Annotated in this window: 13 protein-coding genes and 1 tRNA gene; 5 read left to right on the top strand and 9 right to left on the bottom strand. The window is 65.1% G+C overall.

What is annotated here, in order from left to right; all coding sequences use genetic code 11:
• Positions 1–199: 199 nt before the first annotated feature.
• Both BN1233_RS04250 and BN1233_RS04245 read right to left on the bottom strand, forming a co-directional pair.
• Positions 200–1,288, bottom strand: coding sequence for a TRAP transporter substrate-binding protein (locus tag BN1233_RS04250; protein WP_046862129.1), 1,089 nt, complete (start codon positions 1,286–1,288; stop codon positions 200–202).
• Positions 1,289–2,068: 780 nt separating this feature from the next.
• The gene (locus BN1233_RS04245) at positions 2,069–3,094 is read right to left on the bottom strand and encodes an amino acid ABC transporter substrate-binding protein (RefSeq protein ID WP_046862128.1); all 1,026 of its coding nucleotides are present in this window, start codon (positions 3,092–3,094) and stop codon (positions 2,069–2,071) included.
• A gap of 312 nt (positions 3,095–3,406) precedes the next feature.
• On the opposite strand from BN1233_RS04245, the gene BN1233_RS04240 reads away from it, so the two are divergent.
• Entirely contained in the window at positions 3,407–3,748 is a 342-nt protein-coding gene (locus BN1233_RS04240) for a DUF6665 family protein (RefSeq protein ID WP_046862127.1), read from the top strand.
• 197 nt (positions 3,749–3,945) lie between these two features.
• On the opposite strand, the gene msrB is transcribed toward BN1233_RS04240, so the two are convergent.
• From msrB to BN1233_RS04220, 4 genes are all read right to left on the bottom strand, one after another.
• Complete coding sequence (gene msrB, locus BN1233_RS04235) at positions 3,946–4,464, bottom strand: peptide-methionine (R)-S-oxide reductase MsrB (RefSeq protein WP_046862126.1); 519 nt, start codon at positions 4,462–4,464, stop codon at positions 3,946–3,948.
• A 147-nt stretch (positions 4,465–4,611) separates the two neighbouring features.
• Positions 4,612–4,959, bottom strand: coding sequence for an antibiotic biosynthesis monooxygenase family protein (locus tag BN1233_RS04230; RefSeq protein ID WP_046862125.1), 348 nt, complete (start codon positions 4,957–4,959; stop codon positions 4,612–4,614).
• Positions 4,960–5,231: 272 nt separating this feature from the next.
• Positions 5,232–5,307, bottom strand: a tRNA-Ala gene (locus BN1233_RS04225).
• Positions 5,308–5,390: 83 nt separating this feature from the next.
• Positions 5,391–5,789: a TIGR02300 family protein gene (locus BN1233_RS04220; protein WP_046862124.1), complete on the bottom strand. Its 399-nt coding sequence runs from the start codon at positions 5,787–5,789 to the stop codon at positions 5,391–5,393.
• Positions 5,790–5,909: 120 nt separating this feature from the next.
• Here BN1233_RS04220 and aroA point away from each other — a divergent pair, with 120 nt between their 5' ends.
• The 4 genes from aroA (at position 5,910) to BN1233_RS04200 (ending at position 9,306) form a co-directional block, all read left to right on the top strand.
• The gene (aroA, locus tag BN1233_RS04215; RefSeq protein WP_046862123.1) at positions 5,910–7,292 is read left to right on the top strand and encodes a 3-phosphoshikimate 1-carboxyvinyltransferase; all 1,383 of its coding nucleotides are present in this window, start codon (positions 5,910–5,912) and stop codon (positions 7,290–7,292) included.
• Positions 7,293–7,297: 5 nt separating this feature from the next.
• Positions 7,298–7,924 carry a (d)CMP kinase gene (cmk, locus tag BN1233_RS04210; protein WP_046862122.1) on the top strand — a complete coding sequence of 209 codons (627 nt, stop codon included), beginning with the start codon at positions 7,298–7,300 and terminating at the stop codon, positions 7,922–7,924.
• Positions 7,925–8,036: 112 nt separating this feature from the next.
• On the top strand, positions 8,037–8,843 hold the full coding sequence (locus BN1233_RS04205; protein WP_082145132.1) for a DUF1194 domain-containing protein: 807 nt from the start codon (positions 8,037–8,039) through the stop codon (positions 8,841–8,843).
• Between the two features lie 37 nt (positions 8,844–8,880).
• Positions 8,881–9,306, top strand: a complete 426-nt coding sequence (locus tag BN1233_RS04200) for a methylglyoxal synthase (protein ID WP_046862121.1) — start codon at positions 8,881–8,883, stop codon at positions 9,304–9,306.
• Positions 9,307–9,311: 5 nt separating this feature from the next.
• Here BN1233_RS04200 and hrpB read toward each other — a convergent pair whose 3' ends face one another.
• The 3 genes from hrpB to BN1233_RS04185 form a co-directional block, all read right to left on the bottom strand.
• Positions 9,312–11,792: an ATP-dependent helicase HrpB gene (gene hrpB, locus BN1233_RS04195; protein WP_046862120.1), complete on the bottom strand. Its 2,481-nt coding sequence runs from the start codon at positions 11,790–11,792 to the stop codon at positions 9,312–9,314.
• 296 nt (positions 11,793–12,088) lie between these two features.
• Entirely contained in the window at positions 12,089–12,706 is a 618-nt protein-coding gene (locus tag BN1233_RS04190) for an HAD family hydrolase (protein WP_046862119.1), read from the bottom strand.
• 71 nt (positions 12,707–12,777) lie between these two features.
• Positions 12,778–15,063, bottom strand: coding sequence for an NADP-dependent malic enzyme (locus tag BN1233_RS04185; RefSeq protein ID WP_046862118.1), 2,286 nt, complete (start codon positions 15,061–15,063; stop codon positions 12,778–12,780).
• Positions 15,064–15,172: the final 109 nt, after the last annotated feature.

The raw sequence follows: 15,172 nt of genomic DNA, 5'->3' as shown, positions 1-15,172 counted from the left end.
TGTACGTATTGTTGGGTCGATCAGAACTCTAGGACCTGCCGAAGTCAACATCCGGCTGCGGGCTCTTGCGATGACCCGGGATGCCCCTGGACCTTCTCAGGAGCTCTGCGTTCAGCAAGACGGCTCTAACGAGAAGGCCCGCCGGAGCATAGCTCCGGCGGGCCTTCCACATCGGGGATGTGCTGCGGATGTCTCGTAATCAGCCGCGGGCGCGGGCGCGGATCATGAAATTGTCGTAGGTGTATTCCGCGACCTGGAACCAGAGATACTCCTCGTTCCGGAATGCACGGTAGCTGTCGAAGATTTTCTTGAAGGCGGCATTGTTCGCCGAGAGTTCATCGTAAATCTCGTTTGCTGCCTTGTAACCAGCCTCCATGATGTCCTGGGAGAATGGGCGCAGCTGTGCGCCGTTGGCGACCAGTCGACGAAGCGCAGGCGGGTTGACTGCATCGTATTTCGCCTGAATGTCAATGTTCGCATAGGCAGCAGCAGCCTGCAGGGCGGCCTGATACTGCTTCGGGAGTTCCTGCCACTTCTGCAGGTTGATGTAGAAGTGGATGGTCGGTCCGCCTTCCCAGAAGCCGGGATAATAGTAGAACGGCGCGACGCGGTAGAACCCGAGCTTCTCGTCGTCGTAGGGCGCCACCCATTCGGCCGCGTCGATCGTGCCGCGCTCGAGAGCCGGATAGAGATCACCGCCGGCGATCTGCTGGGGAACGGCTCCGAGCTTCGCCATGAGCTGTCCGGCCAATCCGGGGATGCGGAACTTGATCCCCTGCAGGTCCTGCAGCGACTTGATCTCCTTGCGGAACCAGCCGCCCATCTGGGCTCCCGTGTTGCCCCCCGGCAGTCCATAGACGTTGTATTTCGCATAGAACTCGTTGAGCAGATCGTTCCCCCCGCCGTGATACAGCCAGGCATTCATCTGGCGGGAATTGAGACCGAACGGGATCGCCGTCCCGATCGCGAAGGTCAGGTCCTTGCCGACATAGTAGTACGAGCAGGTATGGGCGATCTCGACTGTGGCATTGCCCACCGCATCGAAGGCCTGGGCGGTCCCGACGATCTCTCCGGACGCAAAAGGCTGGATCTGGAACCGCCCATCCGTCGCCTCGGCGACATATTTGGAGAGCAGTTCGCTCGCGCCGAACAGCGTGTCGAGCGACTTCGGGAATCCCGACGACAGGCGCCAGCGGATATCGGGCGACGATTGTGCAATGGCAGGGCTCGCGACGAGCCCGCCGGCAACGCCGACTGCAGCGCTCTGGATGAAGTCGCGACGTTTCATGACGTGTCCTTTCCGATACGGTACGGGTGGAATAGGTCAGCGCCGAGCCTGAGGGCCCGTGCGTAGGGCGGCAGCCCCTCGACGAGGGGTGCACACGCTGCCGGGACATCTCCTGCACCAAGTGCCGGCGGCATACAACAATGGAACGCCGAGCCGAGGCAGATGTGCCGCCCGACGAATACGGCTCTGGGCCGAATACGGGGTGGGAGAGCGATCAGCTGAGCCTGACCCGCGGGAGGGCTGGCGACCCGCAAGGATGGTTCGGGCAGGCTACGGCCACATAGTCCTGTGGATGGCGACGGGTCGAAGCGGACTGGCTGTAACGGACGAAGGCTATCTTCCTGTCGCCGGATGAGTCGCCTTTGCCGAAAGACACCGAAAAATGCCCATCATTCCGTTACGTCAACCAAACTTTAACCCGATCGGCTCAAATTGATCTCGAGCCGGATCCTTCCAGTTCGCGGTTCCTCCCATGGCACTCCCGCTCGGTCCTATGCGGGCCGGGCGGGCTCTTTTCGGGACAGCGCCCGTCCCCGACTCTGCCATGGATGACCGACCTGCATTCTTAGCCCAAAGAAAAGGCCCGCCAGGAGTTGGCAGGCCGCAGTCGAGGTCGGTGGTAGGGGGCAGTGGACCTCGGATTTTTTCTATCCCAGAGGGCCGCTCTTCTGCGCTCACATAGGTGAAACGAGGCTGCAGTTTCTCACTGTCCTCGTGCACCCGATCATCAGCGAGTGCGAGAGCGGGCAGTGCGATTCCGGTGCCGGCACAGGCCACTGACTACCGGACTGGGATACCGTATTGCAGGCCGCCCTTGGTCCATAGGGCATTCTGGCCGCGCTTGATCTTAAGTTGCGAGTCCTCTCCCACGTTGCGCTCGAAGCTCTCGCCGTAGTTGCCCACGTGTTTGATGATCCAGTAGGCCCAGTCGTTGCTCAAACCGATCGCGTCACCGAACTTGCCCTCGACTCCGAGCAGGCGCCTGACTTCGGGATTGCTCGAGTTCTTCATCTCGTCGACGTTGGCTCTGGTAATGCCGAGTTCCTCGGCATCCAGCATGGCTGTGTGCACGAGCTTGACGACATCGCCCCACTGGTTGTCGCCGTGACGCACGGCTGGGCCGAGCGGTTCCTTGGAGATGACCTCTGGCAGAATGACGTGATCATCCGAGTTCGAGAGTTGTAGGCGTGCGGCATGAAGGCTGGAGATGTCCGTGGTAAAGGCATCGCAGCGACCAGCATCATAAGCCTTCTTTGCCTCGTCCGAGGTCGCAAAGCTCACCGCTTCGTATTCCATGTTGTTGGCGCGGAAGTAGTCAGCGAGGTTCAACTCGGTCGTGGTGCCCTGATCGGCGCAGATCGATTTGCCGCTCAGATCCTTCGCCGAGGAAACGCCGAGCGCCTTGCGCACCATGAAGCCCTGGCCGTCGTAATAGGTAATCGCCGGGAAATCGAGGCCGAGCTGCGTCTCGCGCGATACGGTGGCAGTCGCGTTGCGGGCCAGAACGTCCACCTCACCTGATTGAACCGCTGTGAACCGGTCTTTCGCCGTGAGAGACATGAAGCGAACCTTCGTCGGATCACCGAATATGGCAGCTGCAACGGCACGGCAGAAATCGACGTCGAAGCCGGTCCAGTTCCCTTGCGGGTCTCGCATGCCGAAACCGGGGAAGCCTGTGTCGTGCGTGCCGCAGGTCAGAAACCCCTTCTGCTTGACGCTGGCCAGTGTCGCTTGAGCCGAGGCCTCCGTGGAAGCGAGGCTTGCCACAAGAATCCAAAGGGCAGCCGATAGGATAACCTTTTTCATGATGTCGCCTTCCCTTGGACCCAGGTCCCGAGGCTGCACCCACCATCCCGTCCGGAATACTGCCCCAACTGTGCACGATCGCCAACGCACTGGATGCGCAACCCACTGCGAACCTTCATGAAAGCATTCATGTGGTTTCGATCTTTGGGGTATTGGCGGCTGTCCAAGGCATCTCCCTCTCTGGACAGAGATGCAACGCGCGATACGGCGCAAAGTTGGACGCTGATTTTCTCTGCGCTAGCTTGCTGAGCATGCAAGGGACCGTTGCGATGGGGTCCTCTTTCACGTTCTCACACGGTGCCGAGGCCCGAGATGCCAGTTCGCATGCCCCGAAGCCTATCAGCCGGCCTCAGCCCGGAGACCGGATGGAGCGTGCTCGATTACGAGATCCTCCAGCAAAAGGCGCAAACCCTCGGAAATCTGGGCCATCAGGTCGAACAGGCCCTTGCGACCTTGCGCGCCTTCGATGCCGGAGTGCCCGGGACCGACAGGAAGGCGCGTCGCTCCGACTTGCTCGACCAAGCCGCCGAACGGGTCTGGGCCTTCATGATTCAGCGCGAGCTCTGTGGTTTGCGCTACTGGGATGCCGTCGTAAAGGACTACGGGATCCCGACCGAAGTGTTGAATCGCGTCGGTCAGTTCAAGCGCAAGTGAGGTCAGGGCGCGATCGCTCACCCGAATACGCCCAAGGTACTACGGCGGACTGTCTCAATGGGCGAATGGATTCATTAGCCGGCTTGGGCCACCCTGAGATGAGGCCGGCATGCACCGGCCCGCCCCTATCTTGCCCCGCTCGGCCGCCTCATTCCGAGCGGGGTTTTTTGGGCTTGCCGGTGGGTCGGGCGTGCTCTTCAGGAGAGCGGCTCTCCTTCAGGCGCTCCGCGGCCGAGCCGATCAGGAAGCGCTTCGCCCTGGGGGACGAACTGCAGGGAAACGGAGTTCATGCAAAAGCGCTCGCCCGTCGGAGGTGGGCCATCATCGAACACATGTCCTAGATGGCCCTCGCAGCGGGCGCAGCGGATCTCGGTGCGGACCATTCCGTGGCTGGTGTCTCGCACGATGGCGACATGTGTGCGATCGATGGGATCGAAGAAACTCGGCCACCCGGTTCCGGACTCGAATTTCGTGCCCGAACGAAACAGAGGCAGTCCACACTGGCGGCAGACATAGGTGCCCGCCGCTTTCGCCTCATTGAACACGCCGCAGAACGGCGCCTCCGTCCCGTGCTCCAGGATCACTTCCCTCTCGTCGGGTGTCAGATCTGCCGCGAGAGTTTTACGCTGGTCCGTGGTCGGGGGGCTCAGATCGAAGCCGGCAGCGGAACGTTGGGACGTGGCTCCGGTCGAGGTGGCTGTGATGCGCTCGTTCATGGACACTCTCCAAGGAATTGAGCTTCGAGTCAGGGTATCATCGGCGCATCGGAGCGTCTGCACCTCCGCAACCGAGCGGGGAGGCCTCTCCCCTTTCCGAGTCGCTCCACGAATCACGAGTCTTCCTGACGCAATCGATCTTCGGCTTCAGCCCGGAACCGCCTCTTCCGGAGAGGCCGGCGCCTGCGCCCGGTCCTGCGGTCCGTAATCGCGCACGACTTTGGCGATTCGCAGCCGATAATCGGCGAACATGCCATTGCGCCCGACGGCCTGCGCCTGCCGGTGCTTGAGGTGGTTGCGCCAGGCCGTGATGGACGCCTCGTCGCGCCAGAACTGCAATGACAGGAGCTTACCCTCTTCGTAGAGGCTCTCGAAGCGCTCGACGGAGATGAAGCCGTCGATCTGCTCGACCTCTGCCCGCAGCAATGCCGCAAGCTTCAGATAATCGTCCTTGCGTCCGCTTGCAGGCCAGACTTCAAAGATGACTGCCATCATCGCCCTGCCCTTCCGCCGTTCGTCTCCCTCGAGTCTGACCTGATCACCCGGGGCGACAGTCACCCTGCACTCTGCAAGCCGACTCAGGTCGATGGGATTCCGGCACGGAAGGTCATCTGATTCAAGGCGGGAAGGAGTTCGGCCCCGCATCGGCGGTGCCGCGTGGTGTGCATGCGCGCGTGCGACACCCTCACGGTGATTCGCCGCTTAAAACGCGAAGGCCGCCCAAAGGCGGCTCATCATCGAGATTCTCATGTTCTGAGGAGGGAATTTGGTGGAGCCAGGCGGAATCGAACCGCCGACCTCTTGAATGCCATTCAAGCGCTCTCCCAACTGAGCTATGGCCCCACGCTGGCCGCGGTGTTGGGACAACCGCGGAAAGGACGCCGCCGAAGCGAGCGGCGTCTCTATAGTCGTCCCCGGTCGGGGACTCAAGTCTCTTCGTCGTCTTCGATGTCGCCGTCAATGAGGTCCGAGACGTCGTCGTTGCCCTCTTCCTCTTCTTCGAGGAACGTGTCGTCGTCCGCGACATCGTCGCCGACGTCGATGTCATCCTCCTCGGCGGGAACATTCTTATCAGCCTCGTCGGCCTCGACATCCTCGAGGGAGACGAGTTCCGGACCGCCGGTCTCCGCCTCGAGCTCGTGGTCGTCGGTGTCCTGGCCGCCGCGGGCCACGACCGGGGCAGCCACCCGGCCCGCGACGGGAATCATCGCAGCCTGGAACACGGTGCCGCATTTCGGGCACACCCCCGGGATCTTGTTGAGGTCATAGAACTTCGCGCCGCAGCTCATGCACTGGCGCTTCGTGCCGAGTTCCGGTTTGGCCACGCTTGCTCGCCCTGTGGGTAATGGAAGAGGGCTCCCGTTAGTCGCGGGGGGAAGGCTTGTCAAACGCAATATTGGCCCTTCTCGCCGCACCCGCCGGGGCGATGACGGAGCCGGACACGCATGTTACGAGCGGCACGAAAACCAAGGGGCAGTCAGGTGAGCGAGACGAGCGGAGAGCCATCTCCCATCACGGCGCGTAGCGGCGCAGGTCTCAAGGGACGCGTGCGCGTTCCCGGTGACAAATCGATCTCGCACAGGGCGCTGATTCTCGGCCTTCTGTCGATCGGCGAGACGGCCATCGAGGGGCTGCTCGAGGGCGACGACGTGCTCCGGACAGCCGAGGCCTGCCGGGCGCTGGGCGCGGCGATCACGCGCGAAGCCCCCGGGCGCTGGCGGGTACGGGGCGCCGGGGTCGGCGGCCTGACGGAACCTACAGCCGTTCTCGACTTCGGGAATGCCGGAACGGGCGCGCGCCTGATGATGGGCGTCACCGGCTCCCATCCTATCCGCGCGACCTTTGACGGAGACGCGTCCCTGCGCAAACGGCCGATGCGCCGCATTCTCGATCCTCTCGTCGAGATGGGAGCCCAGGTGGTCGAGGAGGCCCCGGGCGGGCGCGTGCCGCTCACGCTCCTGGGCCCGCGGGAGACGGTTCCGATCCGCTATGAGACTCCCGCGGCCTCCGCCCAGATCAAGTCGGCGGTGCTCCTCGCCGGGCTCAACTCGCCGGGCCGGACGACCGTCGTCGAGCGCGAGGCGACGCGCGACCACACGGAACGGATGCTGCGCCACTTCGGCGCGACCGTGACCGTCGAGCCCTTTGGCCCGCACGGCCGCGCGATCTCTCTCGACGGCCAGCCGGAACTCAGGGGCGCTCCCGTGGTGGTCCCGACGGACCCGTCCTCGGCGGCCTTCCCGCTCGTCGCCGCCCTCATCACGCCCGGATCGGAGATCGTCATCGAAGGCGTGATGATGAACCCGCTCAGGACCGGGCTCCTCACGACGCTCATGGAGATGGGCGCTGCAATCGAGCCCCTGAACCAGCGCGACGAGGGTGGCGAGACGGTCGCGGATCTCAAAGTCGTCGCCGGGCCCCTGAAGGGCGTCGACGTGCCGGCCGAACGCGCGCCGGCAATGATCGACGAATACCCGGTGCTCGCCGTCGCCGCGTCCTTCGCCGAAGGCGAGACGCGGATGCGCGGCCTTCACGAATTGCGGGTGAAGGAGTCCGATCGTCTTGCCGCGGTCGCTGCCGGACTTGCCGCTGCCGGCGTCCGCCACCGCATCGAGGGAGATGATCTCATCGTGGAAGGCTGTGCCGGGAAGGTCCCCGGCGGCGGTACAGTCGCAACCCATCTCGATCATCGCATCGCCATGGCCTTCCTCGTGATGGGCCTTGCCACACAAGAGCCCATGCGCATCGACGACGGGCGCATGATCGCGACGAGCTTCCCGAGCTTCCTGGGTCTGATGCGCGGCCTCGGAGCGACCATCCTCGACTGACGGCCATGATCATCGCCATCGATGGCCCGGCAGCATCGGGCAAGGGCACGCTCGCAAAGCGTCTCGCGGCGCATTACGGCCTGCCGCATCTCGACACCGGCCTCCTCTACCGGGCGGTCGCGCGACATGTACTCGACGCAAGGGCGCGCCTGGACGATGCGGAGGCCGCAGAGCGCGCTGCGGAGGCGCTGACAGCCGGCGATCTGAACGACGCCCATTTGCGTGACGAAGGCATGGGCGATGCCGCTTCCATCGTCTCGGCTCACCCGGGCGTGCGCGAAAGGCTGCTCGCATTCCAGCGGGATTTCGCGGCGCAGCTCCCCGGCGCCGTGCTCGACGGGCGCGATATCGGAACCGTGGTCTGCCCGCTCGCCGAGGTGAAGCTCTTCATCACCGCCACTGCGGAGGAACGGGCCCGACGCCGCCATCTCGAGCTTGTCGGACGGGGTGTGGCGGCCGACTTCACGGCCATTCTGGAGGATATCCGTAGGCGCGACGAGCGCGACCGGTCCCGCGCGACCGCTCCCCTGAAACCGGCCGCGGATGCCCTGACGCTCGACACGACCAATCTCGACGCCGATGCCGCCTTTCGCGCGGCCCTGGCGTTGGTGGACGAACGCCGGAAGATCTGAGGAAGGAGGGGCCCGCTCGCGCTCCTTCCTGCAACCTGTGCCGCTTTCGCGTGTTTTCAGATACGACCGAAGCTGCCACACTCGTGTGCCGGGTCGACGAACGCGGGAGGCCATGATGCCGCGGGTGATCTGCAGTCGTGCCGTCGCTGCATGGGCGCTCCTGCTCCTTGCGCTCACCCCGTTCCAACCGGCCCGCGCCGCAACCGACGTGGATCTCGCCCTCGTTCTCGCCGTCGACATCTCGTATTCGATGGACCCGGAGGAACAGGCGCTGCAGCGCGAGGGTTTTGCGCAAGCCTTCAAGTCACCCCTCGTGCATGATGCAATCCAGCGCGGTATGATCGGCCGGATCGCGGTGACCTATGTCGAATGGGCCGGCAGCGGCGACCAGAAAGTGATCGTGCCGTGGTCGGTGCTCGACAACCCGGAAAGCGTTCTCGCCTTCGCGGACAGGATCGCTTCGGTGCCGCTGCGGCGCGCCCAGCGAACGTCGGTATCCGGCGCCATCGACTTTTCCGCGAACCTCCTCGCTGAGAGCGGATTCGAGGCGACACGGCAGGTCATCGACATTTCCGGCGACGGGCCGAACAACCAGGGCCGTCCCGTCGTGCCCGCGCGAGACGAGGCGGTGGCCAAGGGCATCACGATCAACGGCCTGCCGCTCATGCTCAAGAAGCCGGGATATCTCGATGTCCCCGATCTCGACCTGTATTACCGGGACTGCGTCATCGGCGGGCTGGGGTCGTTCATGGTTCCCATCCGTGAGCGCGAACAGTTCGCACAGGCGATCAAGACGAAGATCCTGCTCGAGGTCGCGGCCGCCCCGCCGCAGGAACTGGTGCGGAAGGCACAGGACATGGCGCGCACCAACTGCATGGTCGGCGAGACGCAATGGCGGGACCGGATGGGCAACGAATAGTGACTTTGCTCGACGCGACGATGGAATTGGATGAGGTATGAGCAGAGTCACTCCCACCTTCGATGAGCGGCCGACCATCGCGCTCGTAGCGCACGACCACAAGAAGGCGGAGTTGGTCGATTTCGTGAGCCGTCACCGAGACGTGCTACGGCACTTCAGCCTGTTCGCGACCGGCACGACCGGCCAGCGCGTCATCGAATGCTGCCCGGATCTCGCCGTCAGGCGCCTCAAGAGCGGCCCGCTCGGGGGTGACCAGCAGATCGGTGCGCTCATCGCTGAAGGGCGGATCACGGCGCTCTTCTTCTTTGTCGACCCGCTCTCGCCCCATCCGCACGATGTCGACGTGAAGGCGCTCATGCGGTTGTCCCTCGTCTACGATATTCCGATGGCGCTCAACCGCGCGACGGCCGAACGGCTGATCAAGACTTTCGCCGAGGAGCGACGGGCAGCAGAAGTCTCCTGAGGGCGTCACGTTCCGCGGGGCTTCGCTCGCCGTGTCGGCGGCGCGCTGAGCGGATCCTCCGGCCAGGGATGCTTCGGATAGCGGCCGCGCATCTCCGCCCGGACCGCAGCCCAGGAGCCGCGCCAGAACCCCGGCAGATCCCTGGTGATCTGAATCGGCCGGTGAGCGGGCGAGAGGAGATGGAGGATGAGCGACACCCGGCCGCCTGCGATCGTCGGATGGCGGTCGAGGCCGAACAGTTCCTGGACGCGCACCGCCAATACCGGACCTTCCGGCGAGCCGTAATCGATGGGAACTGCCGATCCGGTCGGGACCTCGACATGCGTCGGCGCCTCCGCCTCGAGGCGCCGCTGCAGAGACCACGGCAGCAATGCCCTCAGAGCCTCCGAGAGACGGTCGGGGCCGATCTCGGAGAGGCTGGTACACCCTTCGAGATAGGGCGCGAGCCAATCCTCGATCGTGCTCTGCAGGGCTTCGTCCGAGAGGTCCGGCCATTCCGCTCCCTCCGCGGCCCGAAGGAACTGGACCCGTTCCCGCCATTGCTCGAGCGACTTCGACCACGGCAGAGCTGACATCCCGAGCGAGCCGATTCCGCGGGCGAGCAGGCGGGCCGATTCGGGACTCCTGGGCACCGGCTGCGGATGCTCCGCAAGCACGAGCGAGCCGTAGCGCCGGACGTGTCGGGCGCGCAGGGCACGGGCCTCCCGGTCGAACAGAACCTCGTCGGTCTCGGTCGCGGCACTGCCAACCGCCTCGTTGAGCCGATCCGGCGGGAGCGTCGCCGCCGCCACGATCCGGGCCGCGGCAGCCCCGCCGCTGATCTCCGCCAATGCGAGGAAGGACTCACGGGCGAGGCGCTCGTGCGGCTCCATAAAGGCGCCGCGCCCATTTGCCATGAGGTACTCCCCGGGCTTGCCTCGCGCCTTCGCGATCCGGTCGGGATAGGCGAGTGCAACGAGAAGGCCGGGCTCCTCGTCGTCGTTTGCTTCGGGCGCCGCAGTGACGCCCTCCTGAGCGGTGCGTGCCCAGCCTTGCGCGAGCCGGCGCATGTCCTCGGCGCGCCGGGATCGGTCCCGGCGGAACCGCTCGAGCCGCTCGCCCAGGTCTACGGAATCGCCTCCGAGGCCGCGCTCGACGATCACCGCCGCCAGCATCGCCGCCGCCATTTCGCGCCCGCTCTCGGCCGCGACCGTCACCATGCGAGCGAGCCGCGGCGGCAACGCCAGCGCGCGCAATCGCTCGCCGGCCTCCGTGATGCGGCCGGCCTCATCGAGCGCCCCGAGGTCCCGGAGAAGGCCGCGTGCCTCCGTGAGGGCCGTGGCAGGAGGTTTGTCCAGAAACGGAAGCGTCGTGGGCTCCGTCACGCCCCAGGCCGCGCAGTCGAGGAGGAGCGGCGCGAGATCGGCGGCGAGGATCTCCGGCCGCGCAAAGGGCTCGAGCGAGCCCGTGGCAGCCTCGTCCCAGAGCCGAATGCAGACACCCGGTTGGGTTCGCCCGGCGCGGCCGCGGCGTTGATCGGCAGCGGCCCGCGAGACCCGGACCGTTTCCAGACGGGTGAGACCGACACCGGGCTCGTAGACCGGAATGCGCGCCTGCCCTGAATCGATCACCACGCGCACCCCCTCGATCGTGAGCGAGGTCTCGGCGATCGACGTCGCGAGAACGACCTTGCGGCGGCCGGGCGGGGCCGGCGCCACGGCGCGGTCCTGCTCGCCGCGATCGAGTGTCCCATAGAGCGGCGCAATGTCCACGGCCGGATCGCTGATCTTCTCCTCAAGAAGGCTCGCGACACGGCGAATCTCCCCCTGGCCGGGAAGGAACACCAGGATCGAGCCGGTCTCGGCTCTCAGGGCCCGGAGCACCGCATCGGCAACCGCATCCTCGATCCGGCGGCTCGGGTCCCGCCCGAGATAGCGGGTCTCAACCGGGAAGGCCCGCCCCTCCGACCGGATGACCGGCGCATCGTCGAGGAGCGAAGCCACGCGCGCACCGTCCAGGGTCGCCGACATCACGAGGAGGCGCAGATCCTCCCGGAGCCCCGTCTGCGCATCACGCGCGAAGGCAAGGCCGAGATCGGCATCGAGCGAGCGCTCGTGGAACTCGTCGAAGAGAACCGCGGAGATGCCCTCGAGGGCCGGATCGTCGAGGATCATCCGCGAGAAGACGCCCTCGGTCACGACCTCGATCCGCGTCCGCGCAGAAATGCGCGAACCGAGCCTGACCCTCAGGCCGATCGTGCCGCCGACCTCCTCGCCCAGCGTGCGCGCCATCCGGTCGGCGGCCGCGCGGGCCGCGAGCCGGCGCGGCTCGAGCAGGATGATCTTGCCGCCCCTCACCCATGGCTCGTCGAGGAGCGCCAGCGGAACGCGGGTCGTCTTCCCCGCGCCGGGAGGAGCGACGAGCACGGCGTTCGCGCGCTCGCGCAGCGACCGCGCGAGATCGTCGAGGACGTCATCGATGGGAAGCGGAGTATCGAACCGGCGCATGCGGCCTGATCGAGCAAACGGGCGTGATGGGCAAGGTTCAGAGGCCGGTTACGATGCCTCAGTCCTCGTCGTCGTTGCCACCTCGTGCTTGCGAACCGCAGGCCTCTAGCCTGAGACGTCGCCTCACCGTCCTTGCGAGCCGCAGGCGAAGCAATCCACCCATCGACGGATGCGCACCCGGATTGCTTCACTCCGTTCGCAATGACGAGGCCGTTCAGGTGTCTCGTCCTGCCATTCCCCTCGCATAGATTCCCGCGCTTTTGCGCACAGCGGCCCGTCGCACGCCTCTTCGTCCTTCAGATCCCGCGAATGCCCCAGGCCCGCAATTCGTTGCGCAAATCGAGGCCTTCCACGTAGTGGATCGCACCCATCCCGACATCTCGGGCGGCACGCACATTCGCGGGAGAATCGTCGATGAAGACGCAGTCCTCCGCGACGAGCCCATAGCGGTCGAGGAGAAGGCGGAAGATGGCCCGGTCGGGCTTCAGGAGACGTTCGTCGCCGGATACGATGACGCCATCGAACTGGGCAAGGAACGGATACCGCTCACGGGCCTCCCGGAACTTCGCTCCGGAAAAATTCGTGATGCAATAGGTCGGAACTCCCGCAATCCGCAGATCTCCGAGAAGAGCGACGTTGTCCTCGAAGACGCCCGAGATCGTCTCGTGCCAGCGCTCGTGGAAGGCGCGGATGGCGGTCTCGTGCTTCGGATGCTGCTTCACGAGAAGGGCGACGGCCTCGTCCCAGTCGCGGCCTCGATCCTGCTCCACGTTCCATTCGGGCGTGCAGACATTCGCGAGGAACCATTCCATCTCCGTGGCCCCGGTGAAGATCCGCCGGTAGAGATTGCGCGGGTCCCAGCGCAGGAGAACATTTCCGACGTCGAAGACGACGGTGGTGGCCTTGTTCGTCATGAAGGATTTTTGCAGATCCGAGAAAGGAAGGGAGAAGCGGGCGTGCCGTGGGCGCCCGCACGATGAGGACTTTAGCCTCCGATATTGAAGCCCGCGAGGGCCGCCATGTTGACGAGATCCGTATCGGTCGCGCCGAGCTGGACGATCTGCACGGGCTTGTCGAGACCGACGATCAGCGGGCCGACAACCATCGCGCCACCGAGTTCCTGAACAAGCTTGGTCGAAATCGAAGCGGAGTGGAAAGCCGGCATCACGAGCACGTTTGCGGGACCCGTAAGGCGGCAGAACGGATACAGCGCCATGGCATCCCGGTTGAGCGCGACATCGGCCGCCATCTCACCGTCGTACTCGAATTCGACGCGCATTTCGTCGAGGATCCGGACCGCCTCCTGGATCTTCTCCGCACGCTCGCCCTTCGGGTGTCCGAAAGTCGAGAAGGACAGCAATGCGACGCGCGGTTCGTAACCGAAACGGCGAGCCACCCCGGCCGCCTCGATGGCGATCTCGGCGAGCTCCTGGGCGCTGGGCATTTCATGCATCGCCGTGTCGGCGACGAGAACCGCACGGCCGCGTGCCAGGCACAGCGATATGCCGATCACACGATGACCGGGCTTCGTGTCGATCACGCGCCGAACGTCCTCGAGCGCCGTCGAATAGTTGCGGGTCGCGCCCGTCACCATCGCATCGGCATCGCCGAGCGCGACCATCGACGCCGCGAAGTGATTGCGATCCTGATTAATGAGACGCTGGCAGTCGCGGAAGAGATAGCCGCGCCGCTGCAGGCGATCATAGAGGAATTGCGCATAGACGCTGTTGCGGTGAGACAGGCGCGCATTGTGGATCTCGATGCCGCGCCCGCTGATGTCCAAGCCTCCCGCTGCTGCGGTCGCGTTGATGCGCTCCTCGCGCCCGACCAGAATGGCCGTACCGAGGCCCTGGTTCACGAAGGACAAGGCGGCACGGATCACCTGCTCCTCCTCACCCTCGGCGAAGACCACGCGTTTCGGGAACCGCCGCAGCCGCTCGAAGACCTGGTTGAGCATTCCCGCCACGGGATCGCGGCGCGCCGAGAGCTGCGCGCGATAGGAGCGCATATCGGGGATCGGCCGCCGCGCGACGCCCGAGTCCATGGCTGCTTGCGCGACGGCCATGGGCACTTTCTGGATCAGGCGCGGATCGAACGGCACCGGGATGATGTAATCGCGGCCGAAGCGTGGCCGGGTGCCCTGATAGGCGGCAGCCACCTCGTCCGGGACGTCTTCGCGCGCGAGCTCGGCCAGCGCCTGAGCCGCCGCGATCTTCATCTCCATGTTGATGGTCGTGGCCCGCACGTCGAGCGCGCCCCGGAAGATGTACGGGAAGCCCAGAACGTTGTTGACCTGGTTCGGATAATCGGACCGGCCGGTGGCGACGATGGCGTCGTCCCGCACGCGCGCGATCTCCTCCGGCGTGATTTCCGGATCCGGATTCGCCATCGCGAAGATGATCGGCTTGTCGGCCATCGAGCGGATCATGTCTTCCGTGAAGGCCCCCTGCACGGACAGGCCAAAGACCGCATCAGCACCGTCGAGAGCATCCGCGAGGCTGCGTGCCGATGTTTCGACCGCATGCATCGACTTCCACTGGTTCATACCCTCGGTGCGACCGCGATAGACCACGCCTTTCGTGTCGCAGAGGATGACGTTGTTCGGCGCGAAGCCCATCGCCTTCAGGAGTTCGGTGCAGGCAATGCCGGCCGAACCGGCCCCATTCACGACGAGCCGGGTTTCGGCCATGTCGCGGCCGGTTAGGTAAAGCGCATTGATGAGGCCCGCGGCGGCGATGATCGCCGTGCCGTGCTGATCGTCATGAAAAACCGGAATGTCCATGAGATCGCGCAGGCGCTCTTCGATGATGAAGCAATCGGGGGCCTTGATGTCCTCGAGATTGATGCCCCCGAAGGTTGGGCCGAGATAGCGCACGCAGTTCACGAAGGCTTCCGCATCCTCGGTATCGATCTCGAGGTCGTAGGCGTCCACATCCGCGAAGCGCTTGAAGAGAACCGCCTTGCCCTCCATCACGGGCTTCGAGGCGAGCGCACCGAGATTGCCGAGGCCGAGAATGGCGGTCCCGTTCGAGATCACCGCCACCAGGTTGGCGCGCGCGGTGTAGTCGTAGGCGCAGACCGGATTGTCGGCGATCGCCTTCACGGGCACGGCCACCCCTGGCGAATAGGCGAGCGAGAGGTCTCGCTGGGTCCCCATCGGCTTCGTAGCCACGACTTCGAGCTTGCCCGGCCGGCCCTGGGCATGGAACTGCAGCGCTTCCTGATCCGTGAAGCTCGGCCGGTTGCGGCGGGCGGGGCGGTTTTCGTCCATGGTCGTATTATTCCGGAGCGGAAGGGCTGGCGACCTTAGCACCCGCTCGCCGCCGCTCAAGCAAGAACCCGTCGAGCGGCCTCCGCTTCGGCAACCCTGATTGTCCACA

The organism is Microvirga massiliensis (assembly GCF_001006805.1).
GTDB lineage: Bacteria > Pseudomonadota > Alphaproteobacteria > Rhizobiales > Beijerinckiaceae > Microvirga > Microvirga massiliensis.
The sequence above is the reverse complement of the archived record's forward strand: the minus strand, read 5'-3'. Positions and strand labels throughout refer to the sequence as shown.

Coding starts and splice junctions, on each gene's coding strand:
- hrpB (WP_046862120.1), bottom strand. CDS start 11,792: ATGCGCCGGTTCGATACTCCGCTTCCCATCGATGACGTCCTCGACGAT.
- cmk (WP_046862122.1), top strand. CDS start 7,298: ATGATCATCGCCATCGATGGCCCGGCAGCATCGGGCAAGGGCACGCTC.
- BN1233_RS04205 (WP_082145132.1), top strand. CDS start 8,037: ATGATGCCGCGGGTGATCTGCAGTCGTGCCGTCGCTGCATGGGCGCTC.
- BN1233_RS04245 (WP_046862128.1), bottom strand. CDS start 3,094: ATGAAAAAGGTTATCCTATCGGCTGCCCTTTGGATTCTTGTGGCAAGC.
- BN1233_RS04190 (WP_046862119.1), bottom strand. CDS start 12,706: ATGACGAACAAGGCCACCACCGTCGTCTTCGACGTCGGAAATGTTCTC.
- BN1233_RS04185 (WP_046862118.1), bottom strand. CDS start 15,063: ATGGACGAAAACCGCCCCGCCCGCCGCAACCGGCCGAGCTTCACGGAT.
- BN1233_RS04200 (WP_046862121.1), top strand. CDS start 8,881: ATGAGCAGAGTCACTCCCACCTTCGATGAGCGGCCGACCATCGCGCTC.
- aroA (WP_046862123.1), top strand. CDS start 5,910: ATGTTACGAGCGGCACGAAAACCAAGGGGCAGTCAGGTGAGCGAGACG.
- BN1233_RS04250 (WP_046862129.1), bottom strand. CDS start 1,288: ATGAAACGTCGCGACTTCATCCAGAGCGCTGCAGTCGGCGTTGCCGGC.
- BN1233_RS04230 (WP_046862125.1), bottom strand. CDS start 4,959: ATGATGGCAGTCATCTTTGAAGTCTGGCCTGCAAGCGGACGCAAGGAC.
- msrB (WP_046862126.1), bottom strand. CDS start 4,464: ATGAACGAGCGCATCACAGCCACCTCGACCGGAGCCACGTCCCAACGT.
- BN1233_RS04240 (WP_046862127.1), top strand. CDS start 3,407: ATGCCAGTTCGCATGCCCCGAAGCCTATCAGCCGGCCTCAGCCCGGAG.